1 protein-coding gene is annotated in these 1,068 nt (G+C 43.2%); it reads left to right on the top strand.

Annotated features, from left to right (window positions below; genetic code table 11):
* Positions 1 to 411: 411 nt before the first annotated feature.
* A partial coding sequence (gene purT / locus ACP45E_RS21935) for a formate-dependent phosphoribosylglycinamide formyltransferase (RefSeq protein WP_017038481.1) occupies positions 412 to 1,068 on the top strand: 657 nt, incomplete at its 3' end.

The raw sequence follows: 1,068 nt of genomic DNA, 5'->3' as shown, positions 1-1,068 counted from the left end.
TAATCGTCAAACCCTCAAATGGAAACGCTGACAAGGGTAAACATAAAATGAACAGGGGGATAACAAGGGGAATGATGTATTTCATATACTGACGCATGGTACGGCAACTCTTCCTGAGATTAAGTAACGACACGATAATGACCCAAGGATCATTAATGGAGTAAATACTCCTTACCTTTAAGGCGTCTATTATTAAGGGGTTGTCGCTGATTTACTACGTTTTAGATCAATGAAACGTTATTTTTGTCAACGAAGCGTGTCGCGTTCGTTGTTTTTCTGTATCCATTTAGCTCTTTTTCATTCAATGATAAAACCCAAAAGCAAACGTTTGCTTTTGGGCTGATAATCAGTATGATCCCCGTCATAATTTGCTACCTGTAATTTACTATCTGTATTGATAACGAGGTTTTTATGTTTGGTACCGCGACGAGTAAAGATGCGACTCGAGTATTGCTTCTTGGATCTGGTGAATTAGGCAAGGAAGTCACCATTGAATGCCAACGTTTGGGCTTTGAAGTGATCGCCTGTGATCGTTATAAAAATGCACCTGCAATGCAAGTGGCTCACCGTAGTCATGTTCTTGATATGCTCGATGGCGATGCGCTTCAAGCCATTATCGAACAAGAAAAGCCGGATTATGTTGTTCCTGAAATTGAAGCTATCGCAACCGACAAATTAGTTGAACTTGAAGCTCAAGGCCTCAATGTCGTCCCAACAGCGAATGCCACCAAACTCACCATGAACCGTGAAGGTATTCGTCGTCTTGCTGCTGAAGAACTAAACCTCACGACTTCGCCATATAAGTTTGCGGATACCTACGAAGAATTTAAAGCGGCGGTTGAATTTGCAGGTCTGCCATGTGTGTGCAAACCCGTCATGAGCTCATCAGGTAAAGGCCAAAGTGTCATCAAAACCTTCGAGGATATTCAAACAGCATGGGATTACGCTCAAGAAGGAGGCCGAACTGGCGCGGGCCGAGTCATTGTGGAAGGATTTATCGATTTTGACTATGAAATCACGCTTTTGACGGTTCGCGCTGTCGATGGGGTTCATTTCTGCCAACCGATT

Source organism: Vibrio genomosp. F10 str. 9ZD137 (genome assembly GCF_049974785.1).
Taxonomy (GTDB): Bacteria; Pseudomonadota; Gammaproteobacteria; order Enterobacterales; family Vibrionaceae; genus Vibrio.
The sequence above is the reverse complement of the archived record's forward strand: the minus strand, read 5'-3'. Positions and strand labels throughout refer to the sequence as shown.